The sequence below is a fragment of the Oceanobacillus sp. MO10714A genome, from assembly GCF_037072045.1.
Lineage (GTDB): Bacteria > Bacillota > Bacilli > Bacillales > Amphibacillaceae > Oceanobacillus > Oceanobacillus indicireducens.
The window spans coordinates 18,394-33,356 of record NZ_JAXHDC010000022.1 but is presented as its reverse complement, the minus strand read 5'-3'; the positions used below and the strand labels follow the sequence as shown (position 1 = coordinate 33,356).

At 38.1% G+C, this 14,963-nt stretch carries 18 protein-coding genes; 11 read left to right on the top strand and 7 right to left on the bottom strand.

The genetic code is table 11. From position 1 onward, the window contains the following. Positions 1 to 144: 144 nt before the first annotated feature. From SPD53_RS11995 to SPD53_RS11985, 3 genes are all read right to left on the bottom strand, one after another. Positions 145 to 1,602 carry an aldehyde dehydrogenase family protein gene (locus SPD53_RS11995; RefSeq protein ID WP_156856318.1) on the bottom strand — a complete coding sequence of 486 codons (1,458 nt, stop codon included), beginning with the start codon at positions 1,600 to 1,602 and terminating at the stop codon, positions 145 to 147. Positions 1,603 to 1,619: 17 nt separating this feature from the next. Further along, complete coding sequence (locus SPD53_RS11990) at positions 1,620 to 2,480, bottom strand: methyl-accepting chemotaxis protein (RefSeq protein ID WP_336252710.1); 861 nt, start codon at positions 2,478 to 2,480, stop codon at positions 1,620 to 1,622. Positions 2,481 to 2,912: 432 nt separating this feature from the next. Further along, on the bottom strand, positions 2,913 to 3,239 hold the full coding sequence (locus SPD53_RS11985) for a hypothetical protein (protein WP_336252709.1): 327 nt from the start codon (positions 3,237 to 3,239) through the stop codon (positions 2,913 to 2,915). A 122-nt stretch (positions 3,240 to 3,361) separates the two neighbouring features. Between SPD53_RS11985 and SPD53_RS11980 the strand changes: the two genes are divergently transcribed. Next, complete coding sequence (locus SPD53_RS11980; RefSeq protein ID WP_336252708.1) at positions 3,362 to 4,273, top strand: DMT family transporter; 912 nt, start codon at positions 3,362 to 3,364, stop codon at positions 4,271 to 4,273. Positions 4,274 to 4,318: 45 nt separating this feature from the next. Here SPD53_RS11980 and SPD53_RS11975 read toward each other — a convergent pair whose 3' ends face one another. Beyond that, positions 4,319 to 4,486 carry an FbpB family small basic protein gene (locus tag SPD53_RS11975; RefSeq protein WP_156856322.1) on the bottom strand — a complete coding sequence of 56 codons (168 nt, stop codon included), beginning with the start codon at positions 4,484 to 4,486 and terminating at the stop codon, positions 4,319 to 4,321. 433 nt (positions 4,487 to 4,919) lie between these two features. After that, a complete protein-coding gene (locus SPD53_RS11970; RefSeq protein WP_336252707.1) occupies positions 4,920 to 5,105 on the bottom strand; it encodes an aspartyl-phosphate phosphatase Spo0E family protein in 186 nt (61 codons plus the stop codon). Between the two features lie 126 nt (positions 5,106 to 5,231). On the opposite strand from SPD53_RS11970, the gene lepB reads away from it, so the two are divergent. From lepB to SPD53_RS11950, 4 genes are all read left to right on the top strand, one after another. Beyond that, on the top strand, positions 5,232 to 5,762 hold the full coding sequence (gene lepB / locus SPD53_RS11965) for a signal peptidase I (RefSeq protein ID WP_156856324.1): 531 nt from the start codon (positions 5,232 to 5,234) through the stop codon (positions 5,760 to 5,762). 594 nt (positions 5,763 to 6,356) lie between these two features. Further along, complete coding sequence (locus SPD53_RS11960) at positions 6,357 to 7,508, top strand: zinc ribbon domain-containing protein (RefSeq protein WP_336252705.1); 1,152 nt, start codon at positions 6,357 to 6,359, stop codon at positions 7,506 to 7,508. A gap of 33 nt (positions 7,509 to 7,541) precedes the next feature. Further along, positions 7,542 to 8,684, top strand: a complete 1,143-nt coding sequence (locus SPD53_RS11955; RefSeq protein WP_156856325.1) for a S1C family serine protease — start codon at positions 7,542 to 7,544, stop codon at positions 8,682 to 8,684. 101 nt (positions 8,685 to 8,785) lie between these two features. Continuing rightward, positions 8,786 to 8,911, top strand: coding sequence for a YjcZ family sporulation protein (locus SPD53_RS11950; RefSeq protein ID WP_156856326.1), 126 nt, complete (start codon positions 8,786 to 8,788; stop codon positions 8,909 to 8,911). A gap of 77 nt (positions 8,912 to 8,988) precedes the next feature. On the opposite strand, the gene SPD53_RS11945 is transcribed toward SPD53_RS11950, so the two are convergent. Both SPD53_RS11945 and SPD53_RS11940 read right to left on the bottom strand, forming a co-directional pair. Then, entirely contained in the window at positions 8,989 to 10,353 is a 1,365-nt protein-coding gene (locus SPD53_RS11945; protein ID WP_336252704.1) for a TrkH family potassium uptake protein, read from the bottom strand. Positions 10,354 to 10,381: 28 nt separating this feature from the next. After that, positions 10,382 to 10,792 carry a YwpF family protein gene (locus tag SPD53_RS11940; protein ID WP_156856328.1) on the bottom strand — a complete coding sequence of 137 codons (411 nt, stop codon included), beginning with the start codon at positions 10,790 to 10,792 and terminating at the stop codon, positions 10,382 to 10,384. 156 nt (positions 10,793 to 10,948) lie between these two features. Here SPD53_RS11940 and SPD53_RS11935 point away from each other — a divergent pair, with 156 nt between their 5' ends. The 6 genes from SPD53_RS11935 (at position 10,949) to spoVAE (ending at position 14,911) form a co-directional block, all read left to right on the top strand. Beyond that, positions 10,949 to 11,686, top strand: coding sequence for a hypothetical protein (locus SPD53_RS11935; protein ID WP_336252703.1), 738 nt, complete (start codon positions 10,949 to 10,951; stop codon positions 11,684 to 11,686). 24 nt (positions 11,687 to 11,710) lie between these two features. Then, positions 11,711 to 12,451 (top strand): oxygen-insensitive NADPH nitroreductase, encoded by a 741-nt coding sequence (gene nfsA, locus SPD53_RS11930; protein ID WP_336252702.1) that lies wholly within the window; start codon positions 11,711 to 11,713, stop codon positions 12,449 to 12,451. Positions 12,452 to 12,603: 152 nt separating this feature from the next. Beyond that, a complete protein-coding gene (locus tag SPD53_RS11925; RefSeq protein ID WP_156856331.1) occupies positions 12,604 to 13,056 on the top strand; it encodes a YhcN/YlaJ family sporulation lipoprotein in 453 nt (150 codons plus the stop codon). Between the two features lie 17 nt (positions 13,057 to 13,073). Beyond that, positions 13,074 to 13,547 (top strand): stage V sporulation protein AC, encoded by a 474-nt coding sequence (gene spoVAC / locus SPD53_RS11920; RefSeq protein ID WP_156856332.1) that lies wholly within the window; start codon positions 13,074 to 13,076, stop codon positions 13,545 to 13,547. 1 nt (position 13,548) lies between these two features. Next, the gene (gene spoVAD / locus SPD53_RS11915; protein ID WP_156856333.1) at positions 13,549 to 14,553 is read left to right on the top strand and encodes a stage V sporulation protein AD; all 1,005 of its coding nucleotides are present in this window, start codon (positions 13,549 to 13,551) and stop codon (positions 14,551 to 14,553) included. Positions 14,554 to 14,560: 7 nt separating this feature from the next. Further along, a complete protein-coding gene (gene spoVAE, locus SPD53_RS11910) occupies positions 14,561 to 14,911 on the top strand; it encodes a stage V sporulation protein AE (RefSeq protein WP_156856345.1) in 351 nt (116 codons plus the stop codon). Positions 14,912 to 14,963: the final 52 nt, after the last annotated feature.

Below are 14,963 nucleotides of genomic sequence, written 5' to 3'. Positions count from 1 at the left end.
AGTCCTTTATTTTCTCTAAATAAGAAAACAAAGGACTTTTTCGTTACCCATATATAATATTAATTATTAGACTGTATTTTTCATTGGCCTATTTTCTATGCTGCAGAAAACTGCGCAAGTATGGCTAGAAGGGGATTATTCACCTTAAGAATATGGATAGACTCGTTTTGTGTGTTGAATGGAGATCCATTTTGTTGTAGTAAACGCATCTAAGCTCCATTCTCCATTTAGTCGTCCAATTCCTGAATTTTTGACACCGCCGAAAGCAACGTTAGGCTCATCATTAATTGTTCCATCATTGATATGGATCATGCCAGTATCCATCCGCTTTGCAAGCTCGGCACCACGCTCTACATCTCTTGTATGAATTGCACCACTTAAACCATACGGGCTTTGGTTGGCATAGTTTAGAACTTCTTCTTCATTTGCTACTTTCATGATAGATACAACTGGTGCAAAGAATTCCTCATTTGCAATCGTCATATCTGGAGTAACATCAGTAAATACAACTGGTTCTATTACGTTCCCTGTAACATTTCCTTTAAGTAAAGGAGTTGCCCCCCCTTCAATACCTTTTTCAATTAATTCTACAGTCGTTTTAACTTGGCGTTCATTAATAACTGGTCCAATAATCGTGTTTGGATCTTTCGGGTCACCACAAGTCAAACCAGATACTGTCTTGATATATTTTTCCACAAATTCATCATATACATCTTCATGAACAATTAAGCGATTAGTTGACATACAGATTTGTCCTTGATGTGTGAAGCGGCTGAATACGCCTGCACTTACTGCTAAATCAATATCTGCATCCTCTAAAACAACTAAAGCACTATTTCCACCTAACTCCAAATGAACTTCTTTTAGATTTCTTCCAGCAACTTCTCCTATATGTTTTCCAACCTTTGTTGATCCTGTAAAGGAAATAGCACGTGGAATTGGGTGTTCAACAAATTTATCTCCAATTTCCGATATTTCAGTAGTAATCACATTTAACAAGCCTTTAGGCAATCCAACACTCTCAAATATTTTAGCAATAAGTGTTCCGCCTGTAATTGTTGTATGCTCATGCGGCTTTAATACGACACCATTTCCAGTAGCCAATGCCGGTGCAACAGATTTCATGGATAAGAAAAACGGGAAATTAAATGGACTAATCACCCCAACCACACCAACTGGTACACGATAAACCCGGTTTTCTTTACCATCAATTGGAGATGGTAAAATGGTACCATTCATACGCATAGGAAAAGTGGCTGCTTCTTTTATCAAATTTGTAACTAAGCCAATCTCAAATTCTGCTTTTAAACGTGTACCACCAATCTCATCAGTAATTATATTTACGATTGCTTCATGATTTTCATTGATATAATCTACTGCTTTATCAAACACTTCTCTTTGTACAACTGGGTTTGTTTTCGCCCACTTTTCTTGTACAGTTTGTGCCGATTCATATGCATCATTCAAATCTGCTATACTAGCAGCTTTATATATTGCAATAATTTCACCATTATATGGGTTTTTATTTTCTATTGTAAGATTACTAGAACCGTCTTTCCATTCTCCGTTAATATATTGACTTGCTAATTCTTTAAAGCTCATCTTCATTCAACCTTTCATTAATTGTTTAACTCAATGTTTTCTCTAGCTAACTCCGCTAAACTACGAATATTTCCATTGATTTCTTCCATTGTTGCTGTTAGTTCTTCAATCGAAGCGGATTGGGTAGTGGATTCCAAATTTACTTTTTGTATATCCTTATCCAGATCCTCGATTACACTTTTAATTTGGCTTGTAATATTTTGGATTTCCTGTACATTGTCCTTTGAATTAGTTGCCATTTTTCTAATTTCATCAGCGACTACTCCAAATCCTCTCCCATGTTCTCCAGCACGTGCTGATTCAATAGCTGCATTTAATCCAAGTAAATTACTCTGATCCGCGATATCCCTAACAACTGTTGAAACTTTGTCAATAAGGTCTACACTATCTGTTACTTCATTTGCCTTTTCAGAAACAAAGCTAAGATTCGTAGCTAATTCATTAACTGATTCTGCCATTTCTTGAACCGTATTCGTTACATCATTAATCACATTGGATAGACTGCCAGCTATTTCTGAAAGTTTATTCGCCTTATCGACATTTAACCCAACACCAACTCCACCAATTACTTTCCCATGCTCATCATGCACAGGTGTTGCACGGGAAACAAGATTTACTCCAAACAAATCAGCCGGTACCACCATAGCCTGACTTTTATTTTCATGAATCGCTTTCGCAATAATATCACCTTCAAGCAATGGATCACCAGGAGCTACATTAAGTGAGAAGGTTTTTGCAGGAATATTGATTAGCAATTTTTCTGTATCATAAATCCCTATTGTGATATCATCATTAACTAGCATTTGAAAATATGGAGCTACTTGGATAAAGGATTGTAGGACTGGATGTGTCTCTTTTTGTATTAAAGAATCTTGCATTATTCCACGTCTCCTGTCATAAATTTACCCGAAATAGGTATATGTATTTATTTCCATTCTTTATATCGGTCATTTATAGTTAATTTGAAGTGTTTAATGGAAAAAATATGAAATACCATTTTGTTTGTGAACTATATTATTCAGTAATTTTAATAAGACTTTAAAAAGAGACTGGGACATAACTTCTTGGTTATAAATCCGAACAAATGATAAGAAAGAGCATCAACAACCGCTCCGGGAATATACTACGCTTTCCGCAGGCGGCTGGTGAGCCTCCTGCTGGAGTCTCCGTATATTCCCGGAGTTAGTTAGCAGTTTTGTTCGGATTTAATTCATATTAGAATAGTTATGTCCCAGCCTCTTAAACGTATCTTTTAATAAAATCATATAATTAAAAAATGCCCTAAAAAGGGCGTGACAGCATTCAACTGTTTACACCCTTTTACGGACAATTCGTTTAAATACGAACTTACACCCCAAACCAAGGAGCAGCAATAACCCATAAATTCCAATGATCTGCAGTAAATATGGCAGAAATATTACTGCATGCCCTTCTTTCTTTCCGATGATTAATATAAAAAAGAATAGGTTCAGAAAAAAGCTGCTCCCCACAATAAAAGCGAGGAAATAATCCCTTTCTTTCCCCCACTCGATCAGGCGTCTAGCTAAAGTAAACATACATAATAGCAATAATAAACCCGCGATAATAAAAAGGAAATCATAATGAAAAATTATCAATTCAGAAAAGAAACGCTCCATGGACGAAACCCTCCAGCTAAGTAACTTAAATAGCCTCATTATTCCCATTTCACGAAATTACTATACATTTAAATACTTTACTAATATAATGATATGAAAATGGAGGAAAGAGAGCGATACTGGTGAATAAAGCATTTATTTATATTCTTATTGGAGCGGCGTTATGGGGAACAATCGGTTTTTACGTAAAGAATCTCTATACATACGGCTTTATTCCGATGGAAGTTGTGACACTGCGGGTATGGACATCAGCTTTTATCCTTGTCTTGTATTTATTGTGTACCACCCCGAAGAGCTTGAAATTACATAAAATAACAGATATTAAATATTTCATTGGCACTGGCGTATTCAGTATTGTATTTTTCAATTATTGCATGTTTACCGCTATAGAAATATCATCAATCCCAGTTGCTACCGCATTACTTTATACAGGACCGACGTTTGTCACAATCTTTTCTTATTTTTTATTCAAAGAACCGTTAACACGGATTAAAATCATTGCCCTTTTCATTACATTGTTTGGCACGAGCCTTGTCGTTGGATTAATTCCCTTTGATAAAGAAGCATTTAAGTGGGGAAGTATCATTTTCGGAATTGGTTCGGCAGTCGGCTATGCACTGTACAGCATATTCAGTAAATATGCCCTAAGGAAATATACATCTTTAACTATTACAACTTTCACATTTTTAACTGCGGCAATTGCTTTAACCCCTTTCTTTCCTTATAAGGAAAAAGCCAGCTTGCTAATCGAGCTAGAAGTATTGCTTTATGCATTCGGTTTAGGACTGCTGCCTACTGCTGTCGCATACATTATTTATACCCATGGATTGAATCAAACAGAAGCTTCAAAGGCTTCTATTCTGACGACGGTAGAGCCTGTCGTTGCAACGTTAATTGGCATCTTCATCTTCCAAGAGGCGTTCTCATTCATTCAGATGCTAGGAATGGCTTCTATTATCGCCGCTGTCATTATTGTTCAAGTGTATAATAAGCGTGATAATCATATAGCTGATAATCAAAAAATTAGAGCATAAAAAACGGGGAGTCGTCTAGCCTCCCCATTTTTTCAAACCCTATTATTATTCATTAGAAAAAAGTTCAGCGTCTTGCTCGCGTTTTTTTCTAGCATTCGCTTCATGTCTTTTTTCCAAACGCATCTCCAGCTGATTAATGCTATTTTCATCCTCTAGCATTTCTCTTATATTTTGGCTGACGAGTTGCTCAAAACTCATACGTTTAGGTCGCATCTTTTTGCACTCCTTTTCACATACTAGTTTCATTATACCCTATTTTCCGCTTTTCTAATCTAAATTATTTGAACATTTTAGGAACTTTAATTCAAAATTAACGGAAAATTATCATTTCAATTATATTATATGTCATTTGCTGATAATTTTCAAACAAATTACTCTTTTACTTACAATATTCCCGCAATACTTCTCGAAATATGTAACCGTTTATTCATAAAGTGAAACTTCATTCAGTAGGGTTCCTTCCCCCCACTGAATGTTAGTTGAACAGAATCAGGTACTTACGGACTGTATATCCCCGCCTTCACATTTCGGGTTTCCCTCTTGTTTAGAGGTGGGGATATTACAGTCCGTTAATACGTGATAATTACAAAGTTTTCGCTCCGAATCATACTCTTCTATCACATTAGAAGATTTACTTCAAATTATTTTATTGTTTTGTTTTTATTTTAGGAGACGACATCTGTTTTACCCGTTCGTATTCATTCAATAACTGGTCCAACTCCTTACTGATCGTAATGCATTTTTCATGATTCAACCCATTTTCCTCCGCTGTCTGAATCATTTCTTTACGTAGAACTTCAATTTGTTTAAGCATATCCATAAGCGTATCCATTAAAATTATAGCACTCCTTTAAAACTGAATTGTAATTCATTAGTTGTTATGAAAAAAGTTCGTCCTTTACTGTCGATAATGCAAGGAAGTTATGCTACTATAAAAAGTGAATTAAAATAGAAAAGGATGGTAGCATTGGCTACAAAACGAAAATCCGAGTGGTTTGAATGGCTAAAAGCCATTGCAACCGCTGTTATTATTGCCCTTTTGATCCAAAACTTCGTATTTGCCACATCGATCGTTGAAGGTGATAGCATGGAACCGACACTCGAAAATGGCGAAAGACTCATCTTTAATAAAATGATTTATCTCCTTAATGAGCCTAAGCGCGGAGATATTATCATCATTCAACAAACAGATAAAAATTATGTCAAGCGAATTATTGCTCTTCCTGGTGAAACAGTTGAAATCAGAAATAGTGAATTATATATTGACGGAGAAAGATACATCGAAACATTTCTGAGCGAAGAAATTAGCAGCAAAACTGGAGAATTCGGCCCGATAGATGTTCCTCAGGATAGTTATTTTGTGATGGGAGATAACCGTGCGATTAGTAAAGACAGCCGTAACGGCCTTGGATTTATTCAGCGCGAGGAAATCATTGGAAGGTCAGAACTCATTATTTACCCAATTAGTGAATGGGGTCGAACAAAATAAAGTGAAACTTCATTCAGTAGGGGTTTCCTTTCCTCCCCCACTGAATGTTAGTTTAATAGAATCAGGGACCTACGGACTGTATATCCCCGCCTTGACATTTTGAGTTTCCCTTATGTTTAGATAAGGGGATATTACAGACCGTTAATACGTGATAAAAACAAAGACGCTAGTGCCCTTACATTATGCGCGGGCGCCCGGGACTTCGATTACTTGTCTCACCGAAAAGCGTTATACTAGCAGATCAATAGCCCAAGCAGAGCCAATGCGGCTACAGTTAGAAACTCGTTATTCACAGCGTCTTTATTTTATAGTTTTCTGAAGCAACAAAGTAAACAGGGCAGTCGAGTGTGGCTGCCCTGTTCGAATCATTACTTTTCATTATCTAATAAACAGTAGCCCATGTTTAGGATAAGAATGCCGAAGAGAACAATTACATAAATTGTTTCCATTCATATGCACCCCTTTCATAATTTATCATTTATTTCATTCAAAATTAAAGCTATGTATCTCATCATCCCTCTTATCATATCAATTTTTTCCTTTTAAATAAAGTATTTATGATAAAATAATAAAGATTATTGGAGGTGGTAGACCATGTATTATTGCCCAAATTGCGGGATCAAAGTGAAAGAAGATGAGCATTTCTGTTTAAAATGCGGAAGACCGCTGCCGGATATAGAGGCAAGACTCGAACCCGCAAGATTCCAAAAATGGTGGATATTCCCGATCGCCATGTTGGTCATTGTTATAAGTAGTATTTTTATATCATCCCTCTACTTCAATCATCAATCTGCAAAAGCAATTGAATTATATACGGAAGCGCAAGAATCCCTGCAAGAGGGTGATTATGCACAGGCGAATCAACTTCTTCAGGATTCTCTGCGCCACCGGAAAGATTTCAACCAGGCTCAAGTAGCGTTGCAATACACAGCGGAAGCGATAAGCATTGGAGAACAATTGGAAAAAGCAGAGCAACTCCTGCAAACCGAAGATTATAATGAAGCACTCGACATTCTCCATCTAGCAGAAGATAAATTGAAGACATATCAAGGTCCTGTTGTCAGTGAATTGGTGGAAAAGATTGATCAAACGCACGCTTCTGTCCTTATGGAACAGTTAAAAGCGAAACTGGAAAAGAGTCCAAGCATGAATGAAATTCGGATGCTCATTTGGGAAGCAGAAGAAATAAATCATCCAGAAGCGAATGAAATTGTCATGCAATTACGGAATGAACTCATTGAGTATACTTTCTCAACAGCAAGTGAAGCATTGAATCATAAACAATTTAACGATGCCCTTTTAATTACAGAGGATGGATTAAAATACGCACCAGATTCCGAGAAGCTACAAAGTTTACTAGCAAATATTAATAAAGAAAAAAGTTCTTTTGAAACTGCAGCAAAGGAACGTTTGGAACAAGCAATGGATACCGTCTACCAGGAACATCAAATGAATGAGAACGATGCGATTGAAGTTGTCTCTATAAAAGTGGAGAATGATGAAGATGGTAGAGTTATAGTTAATGGAGCAGTGAAGAGTAATGCCACCGTTCCTATCAATTCAATACTTGTTGATTATGCCCTTTCGCGGAATGGGGAGGAAATTTTAACGAATGAAATATTCGTCTATCCAGACACACTCTACCCAACCGAACAAGGTAAATTTGAGTTTACTCATTTTGATTTAAAAGACAAGTCCAGTGAATTGGAAGCAGAAATAATAAGAATTACATGGTATACCGACTGATCAATCGGATACTGATATCTGAGGTGAAGCTTCATGAAACAAAGACGATACCCCGCTATTCTCATAAGTATTGTCATTCTGTTAATTGGCATGTTTATTCTGTTCAAGATGTATTCCGACTGGAAAAATACGGAGCTTACTGTCAATCAACCGTTTGTTAACCACATTGCCGAAAATAGCAAGAATCTAGATTTGAAATCAATTATACACGAAGCGGAAAAAAGCGTGATCCAAATTGAAGGGCATAATGAATACAGTACAATTACCGGGTCCGGATTTTTATATAACAATAAAGGTGACATCATTACAAATGCCCACGTCATTCAAGATGCGGATGCAATCTACGTCCGTACATCAAATGCAAGATTTTATCCTGCCGCTGTTGTTGGAATGAGTGATGATACAGACATTGCAGTCATTCGTGTACCGCAACTCGCCAATCGCGAACATCTTTCCCTCTCTAATGATTTAGCGGAGATCGGGGATGAGGTCATTGCTCTTGGCAGTCCACATGGCTTCCAGAATACTGTTACACTAGGAATTATTTCAGGTACGGAGCGAGACTTGGATGTTGATGGATTTCATTATGCCAATGCCTATCAAATTTCCGCACCGATCACCCATGGTAATAGTGGCGGTCCTCTCATTAAAAGAGAAACTGGTGAAATCATTGGTATTAATTCTGTTGGGATGGACGATGGGATGTTCGGATTCAGTATCCCGATAAACGAAGTAATTGACATCGTAAAAGAATGGTCCAATGAGGCTGTTAATGAAGATTTAAAATTTGCCAGTATCACAGATATTGTAAATAACATAAATATGGAACAAGGTGTACAGGATGCTAATTACCTAATTGAGTATTTCTGGGACAGTATCGGCATCCGTGATTATATCAGTGCCTACTCACTTCTTGGGAGCAGCCTGCAACAAAGCACTTCCTATGCAGATTTTAGGAACCAATATATTCATATTATTGATTTAAGAATAACGGATCCAGAAAGTGAAGTATTAGATAATAATCAAATTAAGACAACAATTGAAGTTGATGTCATTGAACGGGACAGCAATCAAGATAATGAAAAAGAGCAAACGACTTCTCATCAATTTGAATTTATCTTTGCTTATGAAAATGACCAATTGAAAATCATAAAAATTACAGATACAAGCGATTAATTGGTTTTGTTTGGTGCCTCCTTGTCCTTTTCTGTGCGAATGACTATACGTTTTAAGTTTTCCTGCATATAGTAACACTGTAGATGTGGGAGGTGAAACATATGGGCTACGGATTTGGCGGTGGCTACGGATGTGGTGGCTACGGCTACGGCTATGGCGGCAACTTCGCTTTAATCGTAGTACTTTTTATTTTGCTAATCATCGTTGGAGCAGCATTTTTCTACTAAGACACGAATAATAGCTTGTGCATACCCCACCCAATGCACAAGCTATTTTTGTTTATCATTTTTAAACTTCCTTATCACTAACCGATAATGATCCTTTCTTTCGGGTAACGGACATTACTCTTCGTTACGCGTCGCCTAAAAATAAGCAAGAAAGTGATGATGCCGACTCTCCCGATAAACATGAGGAGCATCAGCAAAACTTTACTTACAATACCAAGGTCCGCAGTAATGCCCATCGAAAGTCCAACCGTACCAAATGCCGAAGTGACCTCAAATAAAATCTGCGTTAAAGAGAAATCCTCAACAACCGAAACGAGCAAGACTGAAACAAACATAATGAAAAATGCAACCAATGTAATTGTCACAGCTTTCCTCAAGTCTTCTTCGTGAATTTCTCTGTTAAAAATCCGCACCTGCTTCTTCCCGTTAATATACGTTAAGATAAATAACATCACAAGGGCAAAAGTGGTCGTTCGGATTCCCCCACCTGCACTACTCGGCGAGGCACCGACAAACATAAGAAATGACATAAAGAGCTGATTTGCATCTGTTAGCTGGCTAACGTCAAGTGTCGCAAGTCCGCCACTTCTCGTCGTCACAGATTGGAAAACCGCATAGAAGAGGGCTTCATGCCAGACAACTCCCTTGAAAAACCCATTAAAGTCCAAGACAAATATCCCGATGGCTCCAATGAGAATCAATGCGAAGAAAGTTGTAACTGTCACTTTAAAAAATAAAGAAAAGCGATACGTCCTATTTTTCTTCCTTTTGCCGAGCAAGAACTCTTTCCCTTCAATTAAAACAGGAAAACCTACCGCTCCAAAAATAATTAAGAACATGACCGCACTTTGAATAAAATAATCGCCGCGAAACGGGACCATTGATAAGCCTGTCAGATCAAAGCCTGCATTCGAAATAGCTGTAATCGTTGTAAAATAACCATGAAAGAAAGCTTCTGGTAACGATTCGTAATATCTTAAATAATAAAAACCTAAAATAATAACAAAAAGCAGCTCAACAAACAAGAGTAGAATAATAATTTGCTTAATTAAACGAACGATTCCCTTAAAACTTGGCTGGTTCTGGTCCGTCATAATTAGTCTTCTTTCGATTAAACCAATTTTTTTACCGATTAATAACCAGATTAACGTACTGATCGCCATCACGCCGACAGCTCCAAGGTGTAAAATAATCGTCAGAAAAATAATTCCGGTAGTGCTGAATGTATCAACAATTGAAATCGTGCTTAATCCCGTGACACTGAGCGCACTAACGGCTGTAAATAAAAGATCGATAAATGAAATAGATACATTTTCCTTATATGCTATAGGTAAAGCAAGAAGTGCAGTCGAAAAGATGACTGCAACGATATAAAAAAGCAACAGCAGTTGAACTGGGGTTAACCGATTCAACCAAATTAGTTTACCATCACGAATGTTCATTGCCGAGATACTCCTATGACTTTAATTTTCAAAGATATTCTTTAAACTTATTCAGCAAGTCTCCTCCTCTGTTCCCTTCCTTCATCAATTTCTGTAAAATTCCCTCTAACTTATTTGTCTTGTGGTCCACCATCGTACCGAGGAATAAAATGTTTATATTATCACCAATCTGATTGATACCAATGATGGACGTCATGAAAGTTGCCAATTCATTCAACTCTGTTGTAATTTTGACATGGATAATCAATTCTTTATAAGTTTCTTTTAATTCTGTGAAGTAATCCAAGAGATCACGCTTCGTATATGCTTCGATTAACCAGCGATTTTCTTTATCTTCCCGATTAATACTTAATCCGTCGATTAGCGGGATATGTACGGTTTGATATGTATCTGAATGGAATTCTACAATTTGCAGCTGTTTTAATTTAAACGTCTTCATCCTAATTTCCCCCTCCATTTCGTTATATTGAAGTGTATCAAAAATTTTACAAGATGGGAATAAAACTTAACAATTTTTTAAAATGCAAAGCAACTGCATGTTTATAAAAAGTAGTGTACAATTGGATAGTGAAAAAACTACTAGGGAGCGGTTACTATGCGAATGATTCTTCCTGTCGCGCTCATTGTAATTCTTTTATCAGCTTGTATTGAAAACGATACGATTTCTCCAATTCATAAAGCTGATTTAGATCTTGAACCGTTGACAACATCCGCTGCAACAGAATCTGAACCATTGGATCAAGAACCTGAAGATATAGAGGACTACGCAGAGTTTACAATTAATGAAGAAATCGTCTCCCTATCCATCCGTGATATTCCAATACTCCATCAGTTTCTAGAAACTCAGAAAAAACCACAGCAAGCACTTAAAGAAATGGAACTGGAGAAGTATATATTGGGGCTCGAAGAATTCTTTATATTGCGTTTCTCCTGCCATCATGACCAATGTTCTTATCTTCTCTTACATCCAGATCAACATAAGCCTGCATTTCTAGTGGCAGATATGGCAACATATGAAAGTCACACGTTCTCTCCAGATGCAACAAAAGTGGCTTTTCACTTTACCCGCCCGGGAAATGGACATTTGACTCCTGGTCATATTGTTATATTCGATCTTCAAGATTGGACGACTGTCTCAATGGTAAGGGACAATGAAAAAACAGGCAGCCTCGGTTTTTCATGGCCGATCCTATCATTCGAGTGGATAGATAATTCATCGCTTGCAATTGATTTTCCCGTTTTGACCGAACCGAGCGAAGAGGCTTGGGACGCTTGGAACGCATTAGAAGAACAACCTGCTATCACAACAACTTATAATCTAACAATCGAATAATTTTAATATAAAGGAGAGCAACCAATGAACGAAACAATTAAATTACTCCACAATCACCGCTCTATTCGAAAATTCACACCAGAGAAATTGACGAAGGATGAAGTAAAAACAATCGTAGAAGCTGGGCAACGGGCCTCGACTTCAAGTAATGTTATGGCCTATTCCATTATTGGCGTAACAGATGAAAGCATAAAAAAAGAATTAAGAAAAGTCTCTGGGCAACCCTACGTAGAGAAGAATGGCTACTTATTTGTTATCTGTGCCGATTTAAGCCGGATTGCTAATCTGGATTCGAACGGGGTACAAGGAAATGTTAAGCAGAATCTGGAAAGTACGGAACAATTCATCGTCGCGACTGTAGATGGTGCGTTAGTGACGCAAAATATGGTTATCGCTGCGGAATCTCTCGGGTTTGGCGCATGCTTTCTTGGAAGCTTACGGAACGATATCAACCGGGTTGACGAGCTTCTGAAGCTCCCGGCATATGTTATCCCGCTATTCGGTCTAGCTGTTGGCCATCCAGATCATGAGCCCGACATTAAGCCTCGCCTGCCATTCGAAGCAGTATTCCATAAAAATACATATGATCAAGCAAAACATACGCATATAGAAGATTATGATCGAATCCTGTCAGATTATTACCAGCAGCGTGATTCAAATCTTAAAGATGATAACTGGTCGAAGCAAATGCTCCGAAAATATAACGTACCTACCCGTATGGATGTCGCAGCATACGTACAAAGCAAAAATATGAATAGACATTAAACATCAGGTTAACCTTGCCTGATGTTTTTTTCTTCTTCCCCAGCTTCTCCTAAATAATAGGAAGTAAATTCCAAGTATATTTCCGAGCGATTTCCCAATGCTAAAAACTGTAAGTTCAAGAACATAAGACCTTGTAGAAAGGTGTGATTCCAATGAAACCTAATGTATTTGCAGTTCCCTTTCTTCTCTTCCTTATATTGAGCGCTTGCGCAACGAATGACACTGGACAATCAGCAAGTGAAACAAACTCCTCCATCCTGCGCACTTCGACCAATTTTAAACAAGAAACAAGTAACCATGCAAAAGAACTTATTGAACAAGAGCATGATGTCAACGAAGTGATTGCAATCAATAATGACAAAGTGATTATGGTTGCCGTCAATCCAAAACATCATGACCGTTTGCAATTAAAAGACTTGAAGAAGGATCTGAAAAACACGGTTGAAACTACATTCAATAAACATGAAGTTGAACTATCAACAGATCAGAAAATCTTTCTCGAATTAAAGAAACTGGAACAACGGTTAAATAGTGGGGATTTATCCAAAGCTGAATTAAATAAAGAGTTAGAAAGAATCCGCAAGCTTTCTAAAGAACAGACGTAAGGAATGAGGTGTTTTACATGACAGAGCAAAAAAATGAGCAAAAGAAGGCTAAACAATATCAATCCTTTGAGGAAAAACGAGAGACGAAGCGACCAATTTTACTTAACTGTGTAAAAGCCTTCCTTATCGGTGGCCTTATTTGTTTAATCGGACAAATAATCACTACCTTTTATATTTATTATTTCGACTTTACCGAACAAACAGCAGGCAATCCAACGACTGCAACGCTCATTTTCATCACGATGATTCTGACAGGTTTTGGCCTCTATGATCGCCTAGGTCAATTCGCTGGTGCCGGTTCTGCAGTTCCCGTTACGGGGTTCGGTAATGCAGTTATTTCTGCAGCGATGGAGCACCGTACAGAAGGTTTTATTATCGGGGTAGGGACAAATATGTTTAAACTTGCTGGTCCCGTCATTGTATACGGTGTATTTGCCGCATTTATTATTGCATTAATCAAAACGATTTTCCTGCAATTGGGAGGCTTATAATATGTTACTTGGAAAGCAGACATGGGAATTTAAAAATCGGCCGGTCATTCTCGCTACCGGTATAACAGGAGGACCATTTGAAGCAGATGGCCCTCTCCGCAGTGATTTCGACCATTTATTTGATGATGGCTGGCTTGAAGAAGAGACTTTTGAGAAAGCACAGCAGCGTTTAATGGAAGTAGCAGTTACACTTGCATTAAAGAAAAGTCCGATTGAAAAAGAGCAGGTAAATTTCTTTATAAGTGGAGATTTAATCAATCAAATTACTCCTACAACATTTAGTGCCAAGTCATTGGCGATGCCTTATCTCGGCTTATTCAGTGCTTGTGCTACCTCTACAGAAGGGCTCGCATTATCCGCTGCTTTACTTGATGGCGGATTTGCCGACTTTATCGTAAGTGGCTCTGCTAGTCACCATGCCGCAGCGGAAAAACAGTTCCGCTATCCGAATGATTACGGCAGTCAAAAACCCCCGACTGCACAATGGACAGTTACCGGAGCGGGTTGTGCCGTTCTCAGTAAGCAAGGGAATGGCCCAACTGTGACCTCTGCAACAATTGGGAAAGTTGTTGACATGGGAATCACGGATCCTTTCAATATGGGAGGGGCAATGGCCCCTGCTGCAGTGGAAACGATTCAAACACATTTTAAGGAAAGAAACGTAGATGAAACCTATTATGACCTGATTATAACCGGGGATCTCGGTAAAATTGGAAGAAATACTTCTTTTGATTTATTAAAGCAACAAGGCATTCAACTAGAAGATAAGCAATACGTGGACTGTGGCATGACGATTTACGGTCCCGATCAACCTGTTCAAGCAGGTGCAAGCGGCACAGCCTGTTCAGCAATTGTCATGTACGGGCATTTTCTGAAACGGATGATGCAAGGGGAGTTTAAACGGATGTTACTCGTAGCTACCGGCTCTTTGCACTCCCCGTTAAGCGTTCAACAAAAGGATTCGATTCCTGCTATTGCACATGCAGTCTCAATTGAAATGGAGTGACTTGTTCATGATATTTTTCTGGGCATTTGTTATTGGTGGTCTTATTTGTGTTATAGGACAGATTATGTTTGATGTATTCAAGCTCAGTCCTGCTCACACATTAACAACTCTCGTAATTTTAGGCGCTATTCTTGACGGACTCGGTTTATATGAACCGTTAATTGATTTCGCTGGAGCAGGTGCGACTGTTCCGATTACAAGTTTTGGGAACTCTTTAGTCCATGGAGCCATGGCTGAAGCCGAGAAACACGGGCTGATTGGCGTTGTTACAGGGATGTTTGAAGTGACGAGTGCCGGTATTTCAGCAGCAATTATTTTTGGAGTTCTCGGTGCTATTCTCTTTAAGCCGAAAGCTTAGCGATCTGTAACAAACAACATGAAGAAAACAAATGCAACATTCTAGCGGGGTT

Bases quoted from the DNA above. Each gene is read 5' to 3' on its own strand.
- SPD53_RS11995 (WP_156856318.1), bottom strand. From the start codon at position 1,602: ATGAGCTTTAAAGAATTAGCAAGTCAATATATTAACGGAGAATGGAAA.
- SPD53_RS11990 (WP_336252710.1), bottom strand. From the start codon at position 2,480: ATGCAAGATTCTTTAATACAAAAAGAGACACATCCAGTCCTACAATCC.
- SPD53_RS11985 (WP_336252709.1), bottom strand. From the start codon at position 3,239: ATGGAGCGTTTCTTTTCTGAATTGATAATTTTTCATTATGATTTCCTT.
- SPD53_RS11975 (WP_156856322.1), bottom strand. From the start codon at position 4,486: ATGCGACCTAAACGTATGAGTTTTGAGCAACTCGTCAGCCAAAATATA.
- SPD53_RS11970 (WP_336252707.1), bottom strand. From the start codon at position 5,105: ATGGATACGCTTATGGATATGCTTAAACAAATTGAAGTTCTACGTAAA.
- lepB (WP_156856324.1), top strand. From the start codon at position 5,232: ATGGTAGCATTGGCTACAAAACGAAAATCCGAGTGGTTTGAATGGCTA.
- SPD53_RS11960 (WP_336252705.1), top strand. From the start codon at position 6,357: ATGTATTATTGCCCAAATTGCGGGATCAAAGTGAAAGAAGATGAGCAT.
- SPD53_RS11955 (WP_156856325.1), top strand. From the start codon at position 7,542: ATGAAACAAAGACGATACCCCGCTATTCTCATAAGTATTGTCATTCTG.
- SPD53_RS11950 (WP_156856326.1), top strand. From the start codon at position 8,786: ATGGGCTACGGATTTGGCGGTGGCTACGGATGTGGTGGCTACGGCTAC.
- SPD53_RS11945 (WP_336252704.1), bottom strand. From the start codon at position 10,353: ATGAACATTCGTGATGGTAAACTAATTTGGTTGAATCGGTTAACCCCA.
- SPD53_RS11940 (WP_156856328.1), bottom strand. From the start codon at position 10,792: ATGAAGACGTTTAAATTAAAACAGCTGCAAATTGTAGAATTCCATTCA.
- SPD53_RS11935 (WP_336252703.1), top strand. From the start codon at position 10,949: ATGCGAATGATTCTTCCTGTCGCGCTCATTGTAATTCTTTTATCAGCT.
- nfsA (WP_336252702.1), top strand. From the start codon at position 11,711: ATGAACGAAACAATTAAATTACTCCACAATCACCGCTCTATTCGAAAA.
- SPD53_RS11925 (WP_156856331.1), top strand. From the start codon at position 12,604: ATGAAACCTAATGTATTTGCAGTTCCCTTTCTTCTCTTCCTTATATTG.
- spoVAC (WP_156856332.1), top strand. From the start codon at position 13,074: ATGACAGAGCAAAAAAATGAGCAAAAGAAGGCTAAACAATATCAATCC.
- spoVAD (WP_156856333.1), top strand. From the start codon at position 13,549: ATGTTACTTGGAAAGCAGACATGGGAATTTAAAAATCGGCCGGTCATT.
- spoVAE (WP_156856345.1), top strand. From the start codon at position 14,561: ATGATATTTTTCTGGGCATTTGTTATTGGTGGTCTTATTTGTGTTATA.